Origin of the sequence: Sinorhizobium americanum (assembly GCF_001651855.1) — a bacterium.
Taxonomy (GTDB): domain Bacteria; phylum Pseudomonadota; class Alphaproteobacteria; order Rhizobiales; family Rhizobiaceae; genus Sinorhizobium; species Sinorhizobium americanum.
In genome coordinates this window covers 195,210-214,910 of record NZ_LNQC01000053.1, presented here as the reverse complement: position 1 = coordinate 214,910, position 19,701 = coordinate 195,210, and the positions used below count along the sequence as shown (strand labels likewise).

General features: G+C 63.8%; 19 protein-coding genes. 7 read left to right on the top strand and 12 right to left on the bottom strand.

The window, feature by feature from the left end; all coding sequences use genetic code 11:
* Window positions 1–128 precede the first annotated feature (128 nt).
* Window positions 129–1,046: an aldo/keto reductase gene (locus ATC00_RS14920; protein WP_064253385.1), complete on the top strand. Its 918-nt coding sequence runs from the start codon at window positions 129–131 to the stop codon at window positions 1,044–1,046.
* 34 nt (window positions 1,047–1,080) lie between these two features.
* On the top strand, window positions 1,081–1,737 hold the full coding sequence (locus tag ATC00_RS14915) for a DUF6064 family protein (protein WP_064253384.1): 657 nt from the start codon (window positions 1,081–1,083) through the stop codon (window positions 1,735–1,737).
* Window positions 1,738–1,743: 6 nt separating this feature from the next.
* Here ATC00_RS14915 and ATC00_RS14910 read toward each other — a convergent pair whose 3' ends face one another.
* The 7 genes from ATC00_RS14910 to ATC00_RS14880 form a co-directional block, all read right to left on the bottom strand.
* Window positions 1,744–2,643 carry a carbohydrate ABC transporter permease gene (locus ATC00_RS14910; protein WP_064253383.1) on the bottom strand — a complete coding sequence of 300 codons (900 nt, stop codon included), beginning with the start codon at window positions 2,641–2,643 and terminating at the stop codon, window positions 1,744–1,746.
* A gap of 15 nt (window positions 2,644–2,658) precedes the next feature.
* The gene (locus ATC00_RS14905) at window positions 2,659–3,591 is read right to left on the bottom strand and encodes a carbohydrate ABC transporter permease (RefSeq protein ID WP_026187182.1); all 933 of its coding nucleotides are present in this window, start codon (window positions 3,589–3,591) and stop codon (window positions 2,659–2,661) included.
* Window positions 3,592–3,689: 98 nt separating this feature from the next.
* On the bottom strand, window positions 3,690–4,997 hold the full coding sequence (locus tag ATC00_RS14900) for an ABC transporter substrate-binding protein (protein WP_064253382.1): 1,308 nt from the start codon (window positions 4,995–4,997) through the stop codon (window positions 3,690–3,692).
* Window positions 4,998–5,140: 143 nt separating this feature from the next.
* Window positions 5,141–6,208 carry an ABC transporter ATP-binding protein gene (locus ATC00_RS14895; RefSeq protein WP_064253381.1) on the bottom strand — a complete coding sequence of 356 codons (1,068 nt, stop codon included), beginning with the start codon at window positions 6,206–6,208 and terminating at the stop codon, window positions 5,141–5,143.
* Window positions 6,209–6,278: 70 nt separating this feature from the next.
* Window positions 6,279–7,055, bottom strand: a complete 777-nt coding sequence (locus ATC00_RS14890; protein ID WP_064253380.1) for an SDR family oxidoreductase — start codon at window positions 7,053–7,055, stop codon at window positions 6,279–6,281.
* Window position 7,056: 1 nt separating this feature from the next.
* On the bottom strand, window positions 7,057–8,040 hold the full coding sequence (denD, locus tag ATC00_RS14885; RefSeq protein WP_064253379.1) for a D-erythronate dehydrogenase: 984 nt from the start codon (window positions 8,038–8,040) through the stop codon (window positions 7,057–7,059).
* A gap of 34 nt (window positions 8,041–8,074) precedes the next feature.
* Window positions 8,075–8,851: a FadR/GntR family transcriptional regulator gene (locus ATC00_RS14880; RefSeq protein ID WP_064253378.1), complete on the bottom strand. Its 777-nt coding sequence runs from the start codon at window positions 8,849–8,851 to the stop codon at window positions 8,075–8,077.
* Between the two features lie 262 nt (window positions 8,852–9,113).
* Between ATC00_RS14880 and ATC00_RS14875 the strand changes: the two genes are divergently transcribed.
* Window positions 9,114–10,049: a DUF817 domain-containing protein gene (locus tag ATC00_RS14875; protein ID WP_082912345.1), complete on the top strand. Its 936-nt coding sequence runs from the start codon at window positions 9,114–9,116 to the stop codon at window positions 10,047–10,049.
* Window positions 10,050–10,135: 86 nt separating this feature from the next.
* Here ATC00_RS14875 and otnC read toward each other — a convergent pair whose 3' ends face one another.
* Both otnC and ATC00_RS14865 read right to left on the bottom strand, forming a co-directional pair.
* Window positions 10,136–10,813 (bottom strand): 3-oxo-tetronate 4-phosphate decarboxylase, encoded by a 678-nt coding sequence (otnC, locus tag ATC00_RS14870; protein WP_064253377.1) that lies wholly within the window; start codon window positions 10,811–10,813, stop codon window positions 10,136–10,138.
* Window positions 10,814–10,832: 19 nt separating this feature from the next.
* Window positions 10,833–11,837, bottom strand: coding sequence for a LacI family DNA-binding transcriptional regulator (locus ATC00_RS14865; protein WP_064253376.1), 1,005 nt, complete (start codon window positions 11,835–11,837; stop codon window positions 10,833–10,835).
* Window positions 11,838–12,050: 213 nt separating this feature from the next.
* Here ATC00_RS14865 and ATC00_RS14860 point away from each other — a divergent pair, with 213 nt between their 5' ends.
* The 4 genes from ATC00_RS14860 to otnK all read left to right on the top strand — a co-directional run bounded on the left by ATC00_RS14860 (window position 12,051) and on the right by otnK (window position 16,447).
* A complete protein-coding gene (locus ATC00_RS14860; RefSeq protein ID WP_064253375.1) occupies window positions 12,051–13,367 on the top strand; it encodes an MFS transporter in 1,317 nt (438 codons plus the stop codon).
* A 71-nt stretch (window positions 13,368–13,438) separates the two neighbouring features.
* Window positions 13,439–14,374, top strand: coding sequence for an L-threonate dehydrogenase (ltnD, locus tag ATC00_RS14855; protein ID WP_064253374.1), 936 nt, complete (start codon window positions 13,439–13,441; stop codon window positions 14,372–14,374).
* A 12-nt stretch (window positions 14,375–14,386) separates the two neighbouring features.
* A complete protein-coding gene (gene otnI, locus ATC00_RS14850) occupies window positions 14,387–15,163 on the top strand; it encodes a 2-oxo-tetronate isomerase (protein ID WP_064253373.1) in 777 nt (258 codons plus the stop codon).
* Between the two features lie 3 nt (window positions 15,164–15,166).
* Window positions 15,167–16,447, top strand: coding sequence for a 3-oxo-tetronate kinase (gene otnK / locus ATC00_RS14845; protein WP_064253372.1), 1,281 nt, complete (start codon window positions 15,167–15,169; stop codon window positions 16,445–16,447).
* A gap of 191 nt (window positions 16,448–16,638) precedes the next feature.
* On the opposite strand, the gene ATC00_RS14840 is transcribed toward otnK, so the two are convergent.
* The 3 genes from ATC00_RS14840 to ATC00_RS14830 all read right to left on the bottom strand — a co-directional run bounded on the left by ATC00_RS14840 (window position 16,639) and on the right by ATC00_RS14830 (window position 19,459).
* Window positions 16,639–17,577, bottom strand: a complete 939-nt coding sequence (locus tag ATC00_RS14840; RefSeq protein ID WP_064253371.1) for a DUF930 domain-containing protein — start codon at window positions 17,575–17,577, stop codon at window positions 16,639–16,641.
* 80 nt (window positions 17,578–17,657) lie between these two features.
* Window positions 17,658–18,149, bottom strand: a complete 492-nt coding sequence (locus ATC00_RS14835; RefSeq protein WP_064253370.1) for an ureidoglycolate lyase — start codon at window positions 18,147–18,149, stop codon at window positions 17,658–17,660.
* 41 nt (window positions 18,150–18,190) lie between these two features.
* Window positions 18,191–19,459 (bottom strand): glycerate kinase type-2 family protein, encoded by a 1,269-nt coding sequence (locus tag ATC00_RS14830; protein WP_064253369.1) that lies wholly within the window; start codon window positions 19,457–19,459, stop codon window positions 18,191–18,193.
* Window positions 19,460–19,701 lie beyond the last annotated feature (242 nt).

Genomic DNA, 19,701 nt, shown 5'->3' with positions numbered 1-19,701 from the left:
CATTATGCGCCCACGCTACAGCGCCGCGTCTTATCAGCGCAATTTGAATGGCTGCATGCTTTTGTCCTCAAATCGCCTACGATCTAAGGAAGCATGCAGGAGTAGGGCTTTGCGAAAGGGGGCGACCGATGACGATCACTCGGCGCGCGACCGTTCAGGGGCTTGGCATCGGCGCATTGCTGCCGTTGGCGCCGCGGCTGGCTCTCGGCCAGCCGACCGGCATTCTCACCAGGCCGATCCCGTCCACAGGAGAACCGATCCCGGTGGTCGGTCTCGGCACCTGGATCACCTTCAATGTCGGGGACGATCCGGTGCTCATGGAGGAATGTGCCGCGGTGATGGCCGCCTTCTTCGAGGGCGGCGGACGCATGATCGATTCCTCGCCGATGTACAGTTCCTCGCAGCCGACGATCGGCTACGGTCTCCGAAAGCTCGGCTATCCGGAACGCCTGTTTTCAGCCGAGAAGGTCTGGATATCGGACGCGGGACAGGGAGGCGCGCAGATCGAGGCGTCGCGCGCCTATTGGGGCGTCGACAAGTTCGACCTCATGCAGGTGCACAATCTCGTCTCCTGGGAAGAGCACTTGCCGGCGCTCCTTGAATTGAAGGCGGCAGGACAGTTGCGCTATGTCGGCATCACGACATCGGAAGGGCGCAGGCACCGCGAGATCGAGAGAGTCATGGCAAGCCAGCCGATCGACTTCGTCCAGGCGACCTACAACATCCTCGACCGCGAGATCGAGGAGCGCATTCTGCCCTTGGCCCGGGAAAAGGGCATCGCCGTCATCGCCAACCGGCCGTTCCGAGAGGGTGACCTGATCCGCCAGATCGAGGACGAGCCGCTGCCGGAGTGGCTCGCCGAGGCGGGCGCGCGCAACTGGGCGCAGTTCCTCTTGAAATTCATCATCTCCCATCCGGCGGTCACCTGCGTGATTCCGGCGACCACGCGGGTCGACCACGTGCGCGAAAACCTCGAGGCCGCAGGCGGGATTCTGCCTCACGAGAAGCTACGCCGGCGCATGATCGACTATGTGGAAGCGCTGTGAGGGGCCGCGCGACTCCTGACGGGAAGCTTGGCTGATGTCCGATTGGGGGACCTACACGCTCGCCGACTTCCTGATGTTCTCGCCGCGCGTCTATTTCCGCCTCATCGAACGCTACAATCAAGAATTCTGGCCGCTTCAGCTTGCCTTTATCGCCGGAGCGCTCGCCCTGCTCGTTCCGGCGGCCCTGCAGGTTTCCCGTGCTCGGATTGCGGTTCTCCCGCTCTTCGCCCTGGCATGGGCGTTCTGCGCCTGGCAGTTCCTGTGGACGCGCTATGCCAGCATTAACTGGGCGATGTCCTATGCTGCTGCCGTCTTTTTCGCCCAGGCGGGATTGCTGGTTCTGACCGCCCTCCTGCCGCGCTCGCCCACCGATGCCGGCGGGCTACGTCGTCACGGCGGCATCGGCCTCGCGGTTTGCGGCCTGCTCGCCTATCCGTTCATCGCCCTTGTGGCAGGCCGCTCGCCCGCCACGGCGGAAACCTTCGGGATGATGCCCGATCCGACTGTTGCGACCACCTTCGGCGCCATGCTGATAGTCGGGCAGAAGAGGCTGTGGCTGCTTCTGCCCATCCCGATCGTCTGGTGTGTCTATAGCGGGCTCACCCTTTGGGCCATGGAGGATCTAGGTGCCCTGGCGCCATTCGCCGCGGTCCTCGCCATGCTTGTCGTCCTCGTTGTGGGCCGGCGGTGACAGCGATCACTCCTTCACCGCGCCAGTCATCGACGAGACGTAATAGTCGACGAAGAACGAATAGAGGATGACCACCGGCAGCGAGCCGAACAGCGCGCCGGCCATCAGCGCTCCCCATTCGAACACGTCGCCGCGCACCAGTTCAGTCAGCACGCCGACCGGCACGGTCTTGTTCTCCGACGACTGGATGAATGTCAGCGCATAGATGAACTCGTTCCAGGACAGCGTGAAGGCGAAGATGCCGGCCGATATCAGACCCGGCACGGCGAGCGGCAGGATGATCCGGACGAGGATCTGCCAGCGCGTCGCCCCGTCCACCAGCGCGCTTTCCTCGAGCTCGAACGGGATCGAGCGGAAATAGCCCATCAGCAGCCAGGTGCAGAACGGGATGAGGAAGGTCGGATAGGTGAAGATCAGCGCCAGCTTGGAATCGTAAATGCCGAACTTGAAGACGATGAAGGCGAGCGGGATGAAGAGGATCGACGGTGGTACGAGATAGGCGAGGAAGATCATCAGCCCGACCGGCCGCGAGCCGGTGAAGCGCACCCGCTCGATCGCATAGGCCGCGAAGATAGACGCCGCCAGCGAAAGGATCGTCGAGCCGACGGCAACCAGCATCGTGTTCCACAGCCAGCCCGGATACGAGGTCTCGAAGAGCAGATATTTGATGTGGTCGAGCGTCGGGCCGACGACCCAGAAGGGGCTGTAATTGTTGTAGTCGGTGAGCTGGGAGTTCGGCTTCACCGCCGTGATCGCCATCCAGTAGAACGGAAAGAGCAGCACGAAGACGAAGACCGCCATCGGCAGGTAGAGGGTGACGATCCGGCGCGGCAGGCGGTTGAGATAGCTCATGCCTTCGGCGGTATCGGTGAGGACCTCGTCTTGAGTTCTTGTGGTCGTGTTCATTTTATCCTCCCGATCTCAGTCCTGTCCGCCCTGCTGCCACTTGCGGCGCTGCAGGCCGAAGAAGCTGAACATGATGGCGGCGAGCAGGAAGGGGATCATGGCGACAGCGATCGCCGCACCTTCGCCGAGCTGGCCGCCTGGAATGCCGCGCTGGAAGGAAAGCGTCGCCATCAGATGCGTCGCATTCACCGGCCCGCCCTTGGTCAACACGTAGATGAGCTGGAAATCGGTGAAGGTGAAGAGCACCGAGAAGGTCATCACGACGGCGATGATCGGCGTCAGCATCGGAAGCGTAACGTAGCGGAAGCGCTGCCAGCTGGTGGCGCCGTCGAGCGAGGCGGCCTCCTGCAGCGATACCGGAATCGTCTGGAGGCCGGCCAGCAGCGATATCGCCACGAAGGGAATGCCGCGCCAGACATTGGCGGCGATGACCGATGCGCGCGCATTGGTCGGATCGCCGAGGAAGTTGATCGGCCCGTCGATCAGGCCGAGTTGCATCAGCGACCAGGAAATGATCGAGAACTGCGAATCGTAGATCCACCAGAAGGCAAGTGCGGAAAGCACCGTTGGCACGACCCAGGGGAGAAGCACGATGGCGCGGAAGAAGGATTTGAACGGCAGGTTCTCGTTCAAAAGCAGCGCCAGCCAGAGGCCGAGCACGAACTTCAGGATCGACGCCACGAAGGTATAGAGCAGCGTGTTGAAGACCGAGAGCCAGAAGACCGAATCGCGTGCCAGGAACTCATAGTTCTCAAGGCCGATGAAGATGCCGTCGCGGCCGATGCGGGTGTCGGTGAAGCCCAGCCAGACGCCGAGCCCCAGCGGATAGGTGAGGAAGCAGATGAGAAAAACCGCGGCCGGCAGCATGAACAGCAGGCCGAGCACATTGTTGTTCTGCATCAGCGAAGCCATGGCAGATGGCGGCTTTCCGGACGATGTGATCGACATCGAATTTCTCCGGCCACGAAATGGGTTCAGACGTTGGGCCGGCGATCTCCGCCGCCGGCCTGATCGATGATCATGGCGGCTGACAAGCCGCCGCGAGATCAGACGCGATAGTAGCGGTTCGCCCGCCGTTCGGCCTCGACAACGGCGTCCTCGGGCGTCATCTGGCCGGTCACTGCGGCTGCGAACATGTCGACCAGGACGTAATCCGCCATGACGCCTGCCGAGGCGTAGCCGAGCGGACCGGCATAGCCGTTCGGCCGAAGGGTCTCGGAGGCCTTGGCATAGGGCGCATGGATTGGGTCGGAGGTCCAGACCGGGTTGTTGGCGAAGGCCTTCAGCGGCTGGCAGCAATAGGCGCTCGAGCCTTGGATCCAGGCATTCATCTGCTCGGCTTCCATCATGAACTTGATGTAGGCCTTGGCCGCTTCCGGATATTGGCTGTGGCTGAAGAGCAGGATCGAGCTCGTCTGGTGCAGTTCGACGCTCTGGCCGACCGGGCCGATCGGGAAGTTGGTCGTGCGGATATCCGCCGCCAGCTCGGCAAGCGCCGCGTCCTTCTTGGCAGCATAGTAGAGCGAGACGCCGTTCGCCGTCAGCGATACCTGGCCGGCGAGGAAGGCGCGGTTGTTGTTGATGTCGAGCCAGCTCTCGGTGCCGGGAATGAAGGTCTCGTAGAGCTGCTTGGCATAGTTGATCGCAGCGAGCGTCTCCGGGCTGTTGATGGTCACCTTGCCGCTCTCGTCGACCATCTTGCCGCCGTGGCTCCAGAGCAGCCAGTGGGCATAGTTGTTGCCGTCGCCGACCGCCTTGCCGTGCGGGAAGCCGGCGGGGGTGCCCTTGGCCTTCATCGCCTTGCAGAGTTCGAGAAAGCCTGCCGTGTCCTTCGGGAATTCGCTGAAGCCCGCCGCTTTCATATGACTGTCGCGGTAGCACACGGCGTTGCCGATCGCCGTCAGCGGCATGGCGATGAACTTGTCGTCGCGCGTCGCATAGCCCTTCACGCCGTCGTACCAGCCGCCATATTTGTTGCCGAGGTAATTAGCGAGTTCGGTGACGTCGACGAGCTTGTCCGGATATTGATGCGCATCGTCGAACCAGCACATCACCATGTCCGGGCCGGAGCCGACATTCGCGGCGACGGCCGCCTTCGGGCGAATGTCTTCCCAGCTTTCCTTGTCGATGCGGACCTCGACGCCGGTCGCCTCTGTGAACTTCTTGGTGTTGGCGAGCCACGCGTCCTCGTCGCCCTTCACGAAAGGCGTCCACCGCAACACCCGAAGGCTTGCGCCTTCCTCCGGTTTGTAGCTCGGCTCGGCGGCCTGAGCGAAGGACGGGCGGATGCCCAGACCCGTAGCGCCGGCAAGGGCGGCGGAGGCTGCGAGAAAATCACGTCTCTTTATCGGCATTGGTACTCCTCCTTGAAACAGCGGGAGCAAATCTTCCGGCATTCGCCGTCCCGCTTGGCGAACGCCGCGACCTGATGCCCGGCCATTGCCTGGCATTGCCCGCGCGGCAGGGGAAGGCTCCTCCGTCCCTGTCCGCTCGGGCGTCAGTCGAACAATCGCCGCCCGGTCTCGGCGTCGAACAGGTGAACATGCGCGCCGTCGATCCCGAGACGGATCGTCTCGCCCGGCTTGGCATTCACCCTTTCGCGGAAGACGCAGGTCACATCGTTGCCGCCGAGCCTCGCGATCATCTGCGTTTCGTAGCCGGTCGGCTCGATCACCACGACCTCGGCGGGCAGGCCGTTCGGGTCGAGCGACATGTATTCGGGCCTGAGGCCGTAGACGAGATCGCGGCCCCGGGCGGCGGCAGTTGGCCGAGCGACGGGAAGCGCCGTTCCGTCCGCGGTCATGAAGGCCGTCGGATCTTTGGGGTGAAGCCGGCCGCGGATCATGTTCATTGCCGGCGAACCGATGAAGCCGGCGACGAAGAGATTGGCCGGATGATCGTAGAGTTCGAGCGGCGCACCAATCTGCTCGACGATGCCGTCATGCATGACGACGATCTTGTCGGCCATGGTCATCGCCTCGATCTGGTCATGGGTGACGTAGACGGTCGTCGTCTTCAGCCGCTGATGCAGTTCCTTGATCTCGGCGCGCATGGCGACGCGCAGCTTGGCGTCGAGGTTCGAAAGCGGTTCGTCGAACAGAAACACCTGCGGGTCGCGCACGATCGCCCGGCCCATGGCAACGCGCTGGCGCTGGCCACCGGAAAGCTGGCGCGGATAGCGGTCGAGCAGTTTCGCGAGCCCGAGGATTTCCGCCGCAACGCCGACCCGCTTGTCGATGTCCGCCCTCGGCTTGTTCGCCAGCATCAGCGAGAAGGCCATGTTGTCGGCAACCGTCATGTGCGGATAGAGCGCGTAGTTCTGGAACACCATGGCGATGTCGCGATCCTTCGGCGGCAACCGGTTGACGACCCGGTCGCCGATGCGGATTTCGCCGGCAGTGATGTTCTCGAGGCCCGCCAACATCCGGAGCAAGGTCGATTTTCCGCAGCCGGACGGGCCGACGAGAATGACGAATTCGCCGTCCTCGATCTCGATGTTGACGCCCTTGATGACCGGAAACTGCCCGAAGGATTTCCGGACATCGACAAAATCCACGCCTGCCATTCGCGTTCCTCCCAGAACTCATTCCTGGCTTCGCCACCATCCCTCCTCGTGGACGGGCGAAGGCTTTGATCTATCCGCGGCCGACCAGCGGCATCTTCGTCGCCATCACCGTCATCGTCAGCACGTTTGCCGAAAGCGGCAGGCTCGCCATGTAGACGACCGCATCGGCGACATGTTCAACGGGAATCGTCGGCTCCGCCGCGATCTCGCCATTGGCCTGCAACACGCCGCTGCTCATCTTCTGCGTCATGTCGGTTGCGGCATTGCCGATGTCGATCTGGCCGCAGGCGATGTCGAAGGGCCGCCCATCGAGCGCCGTCGACTTGGTAAGCCCGGTAATGGCGTGCTTCGTCGCTGTATAGGGCGCAGAATTGGGCCGGGGGGTCGTCGCCGAAATCGAGCCGTTGTTGATGATCCGGCCGCCGCGCGGCTCCTGCGCCTTCATCAGCCGGAAAGCCTGCTGGGTGCAGAGGAAGGCGCCGGTGAGGTTCGCGGCAAGAATTCCGCTCCATTGGTCGAACGTGACCTCTTCGAGCGGCACCGGCGGCACGCTCGAACCGGCATTGTTGACGAGCAGGTCGAGCCGCCCGAACTCCGTATGGATCGCCTCGAAAAGCGACGCCACCTGGCCGGGGTCGCCAACATCGCAGGTAATCGCCCGGACAACACCGCCGCTTTCCGCGGCGATTTCGGCAGCCGCTTTCTCCAACACGTCCGGACGGCGTCCGGTGATGACGAGGCGATAGCCTTCGCCACTCAGCCGCCGGGCAATACCGAGGCCGATGCCGGACCCTCCGCCCGTCACCAGCGCGATCTTTCCCTCGCCCGATCTGTTGCCTTGTGCCATGTCAGATCTTCCCTCCGAGTTCGTCCTCGACATGGATCCGGATGATGTCGTCGAAGCTGCTTTCGGCCGTGAAGCCCAGCTCGCGCGCGCGTCGCGCGTCGAAATTCGTCGGCCAGCCGGCGACGATCGCGGCGATGACCGGATCCGGTTCGCGGCGGATGAGGCCAGCCGCCTTCGGGCCGGCCATGCGCTTCAGCGCCTCGATCTCCTCGCCGACCAGCGCCGACAATCCCGGCATGGTCAGGTTGCGCCGCGGCCCGATCCGGCTCGTATCGATTCTCCCGGCATGGACGAAGAAGCCGACGGCCGAACGCGGACTTGCGAACCAGTGCCGGACGTTTTCGTCGACCGGCAGTACGGCCTCCTGCCCGGCGAGCGGCTCGCGCAGAATGTTGGAGAAGAAGCCGGACGCCGCCTTGTTCGGCTTGCCCGGCCGGATGCAGATGGTCGGCAGGCGGATGCCGATGCCGTCGAAGAGGCCGCGCCGTGAATAATCGGCGAGCAGCAACTCGCAGATCGCCTTCTGCGTGCCATAGCTCGTCAGCGGCGTCGTGAAGAACTCGTCGCCGATCTTTTCGGGGAAGGGTTGGCCGAAGACGGCAATCGAGGAGGCGAAGATGAGGCGCGGGAAATAGCGCTCGCGCTGACCCTCGGCGCGGATCGCTTCGAAGAGTGCCCGCGTCCCGTCGAGATTGACGCGGTAGCCCTTGTCCAAATCCGCCTCCGCCTCGCCCGAAACGATCGCTGCGAGATGAAAGATGACGTCCGGCCGTGTCGCGACGAGCTGCCCGGCGCTGCCTTCGGTCGAGAGATCAAGCGCGAGCGCCGTCGAGGTCGCGGAATAGGCCGCCGGAACCGGCGGCTCGATCACGTCGACGAGGGTGATCCGGCTAATCTCATAACCGAGGGCCTCCGGCTCGGCGGCCAGTTTCTCGACAAGTTTCCGGCCGATCATGCCGGCCGCACCGATAATCATGACATGCATTCGCGGCGAACCTCCTCGTTCGGCCACACCCGCATCACTCCGGGTTGCGCGTGCCCTTCTGTTTCTGTTTCCTGCCGTTTGCGTCGACGAGCAGTTCCTTCGTGGTCTGATAGATACGCATGAGGTGCTGGTGAAAGGCCGCGACAACCGCTTCGCGGTCGTGCCGCCGCAGCGCCTCGACGATTTCGCCGTGATCCTTGTAGCTGGCGTCGATCGCGCCCGGGCGCGACATGGCGCTGCGCCGGTAATCCATCATGTAAGTATAAAGGTCCGTCACGAAATCCGAGAGCAGCGGATTGCCGCAGGCCCTGTAGATCGCCACATGGAACTCGCGGTCGCAGATCAGGAAGCGCATCGCGTCGTCGCCGCAGAGTTTTTGCGCCTCGAGCAGGCTCTCGAGCTTCTTCAGCGTCTCTTCGTCGATGCCAGCGGCAGCGTCGCCCACCACCTTCAGCTCGATGTGCAGTCGAGCGGCATGGACGTCCTCGAGATCATAGCTGTCGATGGCGTTGGGCGACGCGATCGTCACGATGACATCGCTGAGATCGACATCGGCGACGCGGCTGCGGCTTCCCTGCGAGACCTCGATGATGCCGCGCGCTGCAAGCGCCTGAATGGCACCGCGCACCGTCTCGCGGCTGACATGGAGGACGTTGGCGAGTTCCCGCTCACCCGGGAGTTCATCGCCGGGCCGCAGCATGTTCGTCGCCACCAGCACCATCAGCTTGTCGGCAATCATCTCACGCGCCGTGCGGCGGTCGAGGCTGCGCCCCACCTTCGGCATCTGCGTGAGTATCGGACTGCCAGTCATCGGCGCTACTCCGGACTGATCCACTGGTTGGTCCACCGGATCAGTAATACGAATAAATGTCGCATAGAGCGGGAGGTCAACCCCAGTTCGTTGCGGCGACGCACCAAAAGCACACGGCACCGTTGTGCATTGCGAAATAGAGCGGACGTCAACGGGCGCACGAATGAGGTCTTTAGGGAGAGACGTCGGTAGCCTCTTGGACACAAAAAAAGCGCAAAACTCTCCTCATCGGTTGTAGGCATAATTCCAGCAACAAGCATGCATGACAGATCAGCCCAAATTCGAACGCTTCGACGATCTCGGCCATGGTCCGGCACCGTCAATCGACGTCCCGCCCGCACGCCGCTTCACTTCGGTTGAGGCGCGGATAGACGCAGCCGCGCATCGTGTCCTCGACGCCCTGCCCGCGCACGGCTTCGCAGGTGCGTTGGTTGAATTCACCGTCTTCGGCTTGAAGCAGGCATGGGCGTGCCTGTTCGGCGGATTGCTGCTGGCCCTGATCATCGCCTCTCACCAGTTCTGGCCCGAAAATGCTCTTCTGGCCCGCTATGACTTCCTCTTTCTGACGGCGCTCGGCATCCAAATTGCAATGCTGGCAGCAAGGCTTGAAACCTTGTCCGAGGCGAAGGTCATTCTGATCTTCCACGTCGTCGGCACGATCATGGAGGTCTTCAAGACCGCGGCAGGCTCATGGATTTATCCCGAGGAAAGCATCTTCCGGATCGGCGCCGTGCCGCTTTTCTCCGGTTTCATGTATGCGGCTGTCGGCTCCTACCTCGCCCGCATCAGCCGCATCTTTGATATGACCTACACGCGTTATCCGCCGGTCTGGTCGACCGCGCTTTTGGCAGTCGCGATCTATGTCAACTTCTTCAGCCACCACTTCACCATAGATGTTAGATACGGGCTGTTCGCGGCGACTGCGATGATCTATCTGCGCACGGTGGTGCACTATCGCGTCTTCCGCTTTCGCCACCGCATGCCCTTGATGCTCGGCTTCCTGCTGGTGGCGCTGTTCATCTGGTTCGCAGAGAACGTCGCCACATGGTCACGTGCGTGGATCTATCCGTCGCAGTCGCACGGCTGGGCGCCCGTATCCATCAACAAGCTCGGCGCCTGGTACCTGTTGATGATCATTTCCTTCGTGCTCGTCACGCTGGTGCATCGGCCACGCCAACTGGACGAGACGCATCGATAACCCCCGTGGTTGCTCGGACGAGCATCGGCGCACTTGCTCGTAAGCGGCAATGGGCCGTTTCGCGGCGGACGTTGGCAGGCGCCAGTTCAGCCATGATCATGTCCCTCATGATCATGATGCGAGGGAAGTTCGAGGCCGAAGGTCGTGACGAGATCGGTCACCTGGTTGGGCGTCAGATAGCGGGGGTTGAGGTTGCGCAGAAGCAGATACAGCTTCGCCGTCTCCTCGAGTTCCTCCGTCGCGAAGACCGCCGCTTCGAGGCTGTCGCCGGCGACGACCGGACCGTGATTGGCAAGCAGCACGGACGAATATTTACCGGCGAGTCCGCGGATCGCATCGGCAACCGCCGGGTCGCCGGGACGGTAGTAGGGCACCAGCGCCGTCTCGCCGGCGCGCATGAGGTAGTAAGGGGTCATCGGCGGCAGCGCGGCGCGTGGATCGATCTCGGGCAACATGGTAAGCGCCACCGCATGGGTCGAATGGAGGTGGACGATCGCGCGAGCGCTGCCGCGTGACTCATAAAGCGCTGTATGAAGCGGTATCTCCTTCGTCGGCTTGTCGCCGGATACGAGGCGCCCTTCAGCATCGAGCCGCGAGATGCGGGCCGGATCGAGAAAGCCGAGCGATGCGTTGGTGGGCGTCACCAGCCAGCCGCCATCGTCGAGCCTCAGCGAGATATTGCCGGAGGAGCCAGGCGTCAGCCCGCGTTCGAACAATGATCGCCCGTAACGGCAGATTTCCTCGCGCAGACGGCTCTTGGACATGGGGCAAATCCTCTCAATTCTATGCGGTTGCGCCTTCGACCAGTTCGAAGCCGAGATCGACCACCTGGGGCGGCGCGTTGGTGACGACAAGCTCGGCCGCCAATTGCCCCGTTCGGACACGGGGCGTGCGAATGGTCGAGAGCGGCTGCGGCGTCACCCTTCCGATATCGAGGCCGTTATAGCCGAAGATTGCCAACTGCGAGGGAACCGCAATCCCGCGCGCCAGGCAATGGAAATAGCCGCCAATCGCCATGTCGTCGTTGGAAAAATAGACGGCATCGAGATCGGCGTGCCGGGCGAGCAGCCGCTCCAGGCCCAGCCGTCCACTTTCCACCGACGATGCACCCGAACAGACTTCCCGGTCGATGAGCGGCGAGCCGGAAGAGGCGAGCGTTTCGCAGAAGGCGGCGAAGCGCTTGCCGGCGCGGGTATCGCGCTCAAGGTCATGGCCGACATAGCCGATGCGGCGATAGCCGCGCTTCAGCAGGAACTCGGCACTGGCGCGCCCGGCCGCACGATTGGAAAATCCGACTGCCAGATCGACCGCCGTGCCGTCGACATCGAGTACTTCGGCCACCCGGCAGCCGCTGGCGCGCAGCATCTTCAGCGTACCTTCCGTATGTTCGAAGCCGGCCAGCATCACCGCCGTCGGTCGCCATGCGAGCATGGCGGCGACAAGCGCCTCTTCGCGCTGCGGGTCGTAGTCTGTCACCGAAAAAACGGCCTGATGCCTGTTCGCCTCCAGGACGCCGCTTGCCCCGCGCAGCACGTCGGGAAAGACGATGTTCGAGAGGGAGGGAACGACGAACGCGACAAGCCGCGATCCGGCGGAAGCGAGCGTCCCGGCGATCCGGTTCGGCACATAGCCGAGCCGCTCGACGGCCTCCATCACGCGCTCCCTCGCCTTGCGCGAGAACGACCCCTCGTTTCTGAGCACGCGCGAAACCGTGCTTTCCCCGACGCCTGCCGCTTCGGCGACCTCGGCCAGCGTCACGGCGCCCTGCTGCTTGAAATCGAATTCCACGTTCGACCTGACTTTCTGGCTCCGGCTGCCGCAGCAACGCTCCCCGCGGTCGGCGCTTTGCCGTCGAATCCAGATACGCCATTTTTTTTGGCAGCGCTACCAACTTTGGCTTGGCAGCGCTGCCAAAATCGCATACAGCAGTGTGGCAGCGCTGCCATTCTTAGCGCCAAACCGTCGAGGGAGGCCCGACGGGACCTACTGGAGGAGGAAATCATGACCCTGGAAACCCCGGCGCCGATCGACGGCGTCTACGCAGATCGATCGGCGGAGGAGCGCGCCTATAGTAAGGTCTTCTGGCGAATTATCCCGTTCCTGATGCTCTGCTACGTGGTCGCCTATCTCGACCGCGTCAATGTCGGCTTCGCGAAACTGCAGATGTCGAGCGAGCTCGGCCTTTCGGAAGCAGCCTACGGCATCGGCGCCGGCATCTTCTTCATCGGTTATTTTCTGTTCGAAGTGCCGAGCAATATCATCCTCAACAAGGTCGGTGCCCGCGTCTGGATCGCCCGCATCATGATCACCTGGGGCATGATTTCCGCCGCCTTCATGTTCACAACCTCGGAGACCGTGTTCTACATCCTGCGCTTCCTGCTGGGTGTCGCCGAGGCAGGGTTCTTTCCCGGGATCATCCTCTATCTGACGACCTGGTATCCGGCACATCGCCGCGCCAAGATCATCACCACCTTCATGTCGGCAATCCCGATTTCGTCGATTTTCGGGAATCCGCTTTCCGGTCTGCTGATGGACAGTTTCCACGGAACGCACGGGCTTTCCGGCTGGCAGTGGATGTTCCTGATCGAAGCCATTCCCGCGCTCATCTTCGGTGTCGCAACCTTCTTCTATCTTGATGACACGATCGGCCACGCCAACTGGCTGACAAAGGAAGAGAAGAAGGTGCTGACCGCCAATATCGACGCCGAGAACCGGACCAAATCGTCGAGCCCGCACAGCGTTGCCGCAACACTCGCCGACCGCCGCGTCTGGCTGATGTGCCTCATCTATTTCTGCTTCGTGCTCGGACAATACGGCCTGAATTTCTGGATGCCGACGCTCGTCAAGGCGACCGGCGTCACCGGAAACCTGAATATCGGCCTGATTTCCGCCATCCCCTATATCTGCACCTTCATCGCCATGCTGGCGCTCGGGCGCTCGTCTGACCGGTTGCGCGAACGGCGCTGGCACCTCGTCGTCCCGGCCGTCATCGCCGCCGGCGGATTTGTCGCGGCGACGACGGCGACGAGCACGACGCTGGCGATCGTCTGCCTGTCGCTCGCTGCTGCCGGCGCCATCAGCTGCGCACCGCTCTTCTGGTCGCTGCCGACGGCATTTCTCGCCGGCACCGGAGCTGCGGCCGGTATCGCCTGGATCAACTCGGTCGGCAATCTCGCCGGTTTCCTCGGGCCTTTCCTGGTCGGCTATCTCAAGGACTTCACCGGCAGCAACAGCGCCGGCATGTATCTGCTGGCAGCTGCCCTCGTCATCGGTTCGCTGGCGGTGCTGGCGGTTCCCGCAAAGACCGTGAACCGGTAAGCTTCCAAACCGCACCGCCGGATTCGATCCGGTGGTGCCCGCCTGCCTCATCAGGGATGGAGAGTCTATTCATGTCATCGCATGCTGAAAGTCCCGAACGCGTCACCGCGGCGGTGATCGGCCTCGGATCGATGGGCTTCGGAATGGCCCAGTCGATGAAGCGCGCCGGCATCGAGGTTGTTGGCTACGACATCACGTCGGCAGCGGTCGAACGCTTCGCCGCAGAAGGCGGCCGTAGTGCGAATACGCTGCGCGCGGCCGTGGCCAATGCCGATATTGTCGTTTCGGTTGTCGTGAATGCCGCCCAAACCGAAGCCGTGCTGTTCGGCGCCGACGGCATTTCGGCGGCCATGAAGCCCGGCGCGGTCTTCGTCTCGTCGGCGACGATGGATCCGGCCATTGCACGCTGCCTGTCGGAGCAGCTCGAAGCGCTCGGCCTCCACTATCTCGATGCGCCGATCTCCGGCGGCGCCGCCCGCGCCGCAAAGGGCGAACTGACGATCATGGCGTCGGGCTCGCCGCAAGCCTTCGCAGCCGCCCGCCCGGCCCTCGATGCGATGGCCGCCAAAGTCTACGAACTCGGTGACGCCGCCGGCACCGGCGCGGCCTTCAAGATGATCAACCAGTTGCTTGCCGGCGTGCATATCGCAGCTGCCTGCGAAGCGATCACTTTCGCCGCCAAGCAGGGGCTCGATCTCGATAGGGTCTACGAGGTGATCACCGCCTCGGCGGGCAATTCCTGGATGTTCGAGAACCGCGTCCCGCATGTGCTCGCCGGCGACTATACGCCGCTGAGCGCCATCGAGATCTTCGTCAAGGACCTCGGCATCGTCCAGGACATGGCGCGCGCCGAGCGTTATCCGGTGCCGCTGGTGGCGGCCGCGCTGCAGATGTATCTCGCCGCTTCTGGCGCCGGCATGGGGCGCGACGACGATTCCTCGCTCGCGCGGCTTTACGCCCAGCTTTCCGGCGCCAAGTTACCCGGCCAAGAGCCGAACAAGGCATAGGGGACGATCGACATGCCTGTCTTCGCCGCCAATCTGACGATGATGTTCAACGAGTGGTCGTTCCTCGACCGCTTCGACGCCGCCGCGGCAGCGGGTTTCACGGCCGTCGAATATCTTTTCCCCTATGAGGCACCGCCGGAGGCAATTGCCGACCGGCTTGCCCGAAATGGCCTGCAGCAGGTGCTCTTCAACCTGCCGCCAGGCGACTGGGCGGCAGGCGAGCGCGGCATTGCCGCCCTCCCCGGCCGTTTCGACGAGCTGAAGTCGGATGTCGAGCGCGCCCTCGACTATGCAGCGGCGACGGGCGTCAAGCGGCTGCATCTGATGGCGGGTCTCGCCGACCCCTTCGATCGCGAGGCGGCAAACTGCTACCGGCGCGCGGTTGCCTATGCCACCGAGCGCCTAGCCGAGAAGGGGCTCGACCTCCTGCTCGAGCCGATCAACGGCCGCAACATGCCCGGCTATTTCCTCAATGATTTTGGGGCCGCCGAAGGGCTGATCGCCGAGCTTGGCATTGCCAACCTGAAGCTCCAGTTCGACATCTACCATCGCCAGATCATCCATGGCGACGTGGTGATGGCACTGCGGCGGCTGATGCCGATCACCGGCCATATCCAGATCGCCAGCGTCCCCTCGCGGCAGGAGCCGGACGGCGAAGAGCTGAACTACCCCTATCTCTTCGCCGAGATCGACCGGCTCGGCTATACCGGTTTCGTCGGCTGCGAATACACCCCGCGCGGCGGAACGCTCGACGGCCTCACCTGGTTCAAACCCTTTGCACGGAGCTGACGGATGACAATCCTCTTGGGATCGATCGCCGACGACTACACGGGCGCCTCCGACCTTGCCAATACGCTGACGAAGAATGGCTTGCGCACCGTGCAGACGGTCGGCATTCCCGATCCGACGCTCGCCCTGCCGGACGTCGACGCGGTGGTCGTCTCGCTGAAGATTCGCTCTGTCGCCGCCGACGAGGCCGTCGCTGCGGCAGGCAAGGCGGACCGCTGGCTGCGCGACCGCGGCGCCGCCCACGTCCTCTACAAGATCTGCTCGACCTTCGATTCCACCGATGAGGGCAATATTGGCCCGGTGACGGAGGCACTGAGCCGAGCCGCCGGTGGCGGTATCGTGCTCGTCACGCCGGCCTTTCCGGAAACCGGCCGGACGGTCTATCTCGGCCATCTTTTCGTCAATGGCCAGCCGCTCAACGAGAGCCCGCTCAAGGATCATCCACTCAATCCAATGCGTGACGCCAATCTGGTGCGCGTCTTGGTACGCCAATCTCGAGGTTCGGTTGGCCTCCTCGACCTGCCAACGATTGCCGCCGGGCCTGCCGCAGTCACGTCGCGGCTCGATCTCTTGCGCGGCAGGGGCATGACCGCCGCGATCGCCGACGCGATCTCGGAGCGCGACCTTGAAACACTCGGCGAGGTGGCGCTCAAGACGCCGGTATCGACTGGCGCCTCCGGCCTTGGTCTCGGTCTGGCCCGCGCCGTCGCGCGCTCCGCTCGCACATCGACAGCAAACGCCGCCACGGCCGAGGCCATTCGCCCGGTCGGGGGCCTCTCGGCGATCGTCGCTGGCAGTTGCTCGGCGGCGACGCTGCGGCAGCTCGAAGTGGCCGAAAGGTCGATGCCGGTGCTGAGGCTCGACACGGAGAAACTGCTCAAGGGTGCGGACGAGATCTCCGCCGCAGTCTCCTGGGCCGGCGAGCGGATTGCCGATGGACCCGTGGTCATTGCCGCCAGTGCCTCGCCCGAGGTGGTTTCACGCCTGCAGTCTCAATACGGCCGCGAGGCGTCCGGCCACGCGATCGAAACCGCAACGGCAACCGTCGCCAGCGAACTTGTGGCGCGCGGCGTCAAGCGCCTGGTCGTCGCCGGCGGTGAAACCTCCGGCGCGACGGTCGACAGACTCGCGATCCCCGCCTTCCTGATCGGCCCCGAGATCGCCCCGGGCGTGCCGGTGCTTCGCACGGTCGGCAATGCCCAGGGCGACATGCTGCTGGCGCTGAAATCCGGCAATTTCGGCGGCGAGGATTTTTTTGGCGCTGCACTCTCAATGATGCGCTAAGGGCCCCTCCCCAACCCCTCCCCACAAAGGGGAGGGACATAACCTGCCGCACTGGCTCCGTTTCTCATCCTGAGATTTCAGCCTGATCCGACGGTTGAAATGGTACGCGATTGCCACGCGCACCAAAGCCCCTCCCACCTGTGGGGAGGGGTGAAATTTGCACGTTAGCCACCCTCCAAGTCATCCAGCCCTCACTCCTTCGGCAACTGGCGCGTGCTCCACTCGCCCTTGGGAATCGCCTCGCCGATCGCAAAGCTGAAGGAGGCGACCGACGTCGTCTCCGGGTTGACCTCGCATTTGAAGTCGACCGCGTACCATTTTCCGCGGCTACGAAAGGCGCCGCCGCTGGCGTTGAGACCGGAAGCCGAAACCAAACCGCCCACGGGGCCGAACGGCACAAGCATGTCCGGGAAGGCATCCGGCCTCTGACGGCGTATCTGCTCGAGCGCCTCGATGGTACAAAGCTGCACGATGCGCCGCTTCGGCGGCAGCCGCCCGATCGCCTGTTTGACGCGGGGGTCCGACAGGGCATCCTTGGAATAGATTTCCTTCGCCTCGACTAGATTGCTCTGCTGGCGCCCGGAGGCGGCCTCTGCCGGATTTTGCGCCGCTTCCGCCTTCGCTTCTTCCGGCAGCGGCTTCTCCCGCGGTACAGGCGCGTTTTGCGCCGCCGGCGCAGCATCGCCCGCCGTGTTCACCGCCCCCTTTGTATCGACGTGCAACTCCGCAAATGCGGTCTTTGCTTCGGACGGCTGCGCGGCGCCCTCAGGTTTGGCCGGGGCGGGGTTTGCCTGCTCTGAGGCTGGTTGCGGCGTCTCCGGTTTGCTCGGGGCGGCGGGAGGCAATTGCGGCTGGACCGGCTTTTTCTTGTCGGCCTCAGCCGAGGCGGATTCGAATACCTGCGGCTGCGATCGGGACGGCTGGACCTTTGCCTCCTTCGGCTTCTCTTGAGGCTTTTCCGCGCGCTTCGGCGGCGGAACGAGCTCGACGTTGATGCTCTCATCCTTTGCCGGCGCGGAATGCTCGGGCAGTCGCACCAGCAGCAGAAACGCCAGCGCCAGATGCAGGGCGACCGAGGTCGGCACGCCCCACCCGGTCTCCCCCCACATTTTCCTCGCCGACTGCAGCATCGCTCAATAGACCACGGACTCGATTGGCCCGAACCTAAGAGCTTGACGGCCCCGCAACAAGGGCGGGGCGACAATGTCCGCTACGCGTATTCGACCCGGTAGGGCGTGTCGAAGAAATGTTCCTCGAGGTTGCAGCCGTCGCCGCCGCGGTCGACGACGACGAAATCGGAGACGCCGTAGAGTGGCGTCAGAATGCCGTGCCAGACATTGCGGGCGATGTTGACGCCCTGGCCGGGCTCCGTCTCGAAGGCGATCGGTTCGCCCGGCCTGCCGCCCTCATCCGGAGCAACCACGACAAGAAAGGCGTTCTCCGTCAGCGGCACGAAGGCCTGGCTGCCAAGCGGATGGCGCTCCACCATCTTGAGCGGCAGCGGTATCTCGTAGGGTTCGCCGCGCAGCAGGCTGATCAAGGCTCGCCCCTCCGGACCGGTCGTCTCCACCGTTGCGAGATCGTGGTAGCGGATGCATTTTCCCGCGTTGATGGGGAAGCTTCTTGCCTCGTCGAGTTCGATCACGTCGCCGAAGGGGGCGAATTCGGCCCGCGACAGCGGCCGGATCGGCAGGGATTTCATTAGCATTTCCTCCCGTCTGTTGTCGTTTTCTCCGGCCGCGCTCACTGAATCAGCATCGCCCGGAAATCGTTGACGTTGGTGCCGGTCGGCCCGGGCTTGAAAAGGTCGCCGAGCGCATCGAAGGCCGACCAGCTGTCGTTGCGCTGAAGCAGCGCCGCCGCATCGATCCGCCGGCCGAGCAGCCGGGCGATTGTCGTGTCGTCGGCGAAGGCGCCGGCATTATCTTCCGAACCGTCGATACCGTCGGTGTCGGCAGCGAGTGCCGAAATGCCGCCGACGCCGTCGATGCCGAGTGCAAGCGACAACAGGAACTCGCCGTTGCGGCCTCCCCTGCCGACACCGTTCACCGTCACGGTGGTTTCGCCGCCGGAAAGGACGACAACCGGCTTTTCGAAGGGACGGCTGCGGGTCGCCACCTCGCGCGCGATCGCCGCATGGACCAGCCCGACATCACGGGCCTCGCCCTCGATCGAATCCGAAAGAATGATCGCCTCGACGCCTGAGGCACGCGCTTGGGCCGCGGCCGCCTCCAGCGAGACGCCGGCCGATGCGATCAGCCGAACGTCGTTTCGGGCAAAACGCGAATCGTCAGGCCTTGGCGCATCCGCCGCTTCACCCGACAGCCATTCGATCGCCTTTTCCGGCAAAGCCAGGCGGTACCGCTCGATGACCTTCAAGGCGTCCGCGCGCGCAGTCTCGTCGGCAATCGTCGGACCGGAGGCGACCAAGGCCGGATCGTCGCCGGGAATGTCGGAGACAACGAGCGACACGACCCGCGCCGGATAGGCTGCGGCGGCCAGCCGCCCGCCCTTGATCATCGAAACGTGCTTGCGCACAGCGTTCATCGCCCGGATCGGCGCGCCCGACGCAAGCAGCGCGCGGTTGACGGCAATCTCGTCCTCAAGCGAGAGCCCTGGCGGCGGCAACGGCAGCAGCGCCGAACCGCCGCCGCAGATCAGCGCCACGACGAGGTCGTCCTTCGTCAGGCCGCCGACCTCGGAAAGAAGTCGTTTCGAGGCCTGCAGCCCGCTTTCATCCGGCAAAGGATGCGAGGCTTCGAGCACATCGATTCGCCGGCAGGGAACGCCGAAGCCGTAACGTGTCACGACAGCGCCGCTGAGCGGTCCCTGCCACCGCGCCTCGAAGGCCTGGGCCATCTGTGCAGCACCCTTGCCGGCACCGATGACGACGGTGCGGCCTCTTGGCCGTTCCGGCAGATTGGCGGCAAGAACGCGTGCCGGATCGGCGGCGGCGACGGCCGATGTGAATAGCGTTTCCAGGAAGCGACGCGGATCGGCGATGGCGGCCATTATTCCTCCCGTTGGCAAAGGCCGGGCGGCGGCTCCTCCTTCCGCCGCCCGGATGCATGATTGCCGCAGTGGATGGGGACGCCCGCCCGGCCGATCATGCGCAATTCTGAAGAGTAAGCGGGATGCGGGCGGAAAACCGCACACACTTTTCCTCATCCCGCTCTCGCGCATCGGCCCCAAAATCGGGATCGATTTTCGGAAAGCACGATGCGTAGATTCAAAGTGCTACAGCGTCGTTTGCG